The sequence below is a fragment of the Streptomyces poriferorum genome (assembly GCF_019399235.1).
Lineage (GTDB): Bacteria > Actinomycetota > Actinomycetes > Streptomycetales > Streptomycetaceae > Streptomyces > Streptomyces poriferorum.
In genome coordinates this window covers 1-396 of sequence record NZ_JAELVH010000664.1, presented here as the reverse complement: position 1 = coordinate 396, position 396 = coordinate 1, and the positions used below count along the sequence as shown (strand labels likewise).

Below are 396 nucleotides of genomic sequence, written 5' to 3'. Positions count from 1 at the left end.
GGCCGCGGTGGCGGGGAGGGAAACAGCCAGGGATCACAGAAGGCGGCCAGGGATCAGAAGCCGGCCGTCGTGTGCTCCTCCAGCCGCGCCACCGAGTCCTGGGCGTACGCCTTCTCGTAGGCGTTGCGGATCCGCTCGATCTGCGGATCGCGCAGCCGGGCCTCGGACGCCGGGTAGAGCAGGGTCAGTTCGTAGCTGCGCTCCCGCTCGATGACTCCGTTGGAGTCCCGCCACTGGCCCCGGCCGTCCTGGATGGTCAGCCCGTTGGGAAAGCGCGGGGTGACTTCGGAGTCGATGAAGTCCAGGAACTGTCGGTCGGTCACATCCGGGCCGCCGTCGGGGCGTTCGGTGCCGAAGAACAGCCGGGTCTCGATGTACGCCTTGCCGCGCGCGGCA

Annotated in this window: 1 protein-coding gene; it reads right to left on the bottom strand. The window is 69.2% G+C overall.

Going from position 1 to position 396, the window contains the following annotated elements; all coding sequences use genetic code 11:
- Positions 1–53: 53 nt before the first annotated feature.
- A partial coding sequence (locus JGS39_RS40315) for a DUF3574 domain-containing protein (RefSeq protein ID WP_219574695.1) occupies positions 54–396 on the bottom strand: 343 nt, incomplete at its 5' end.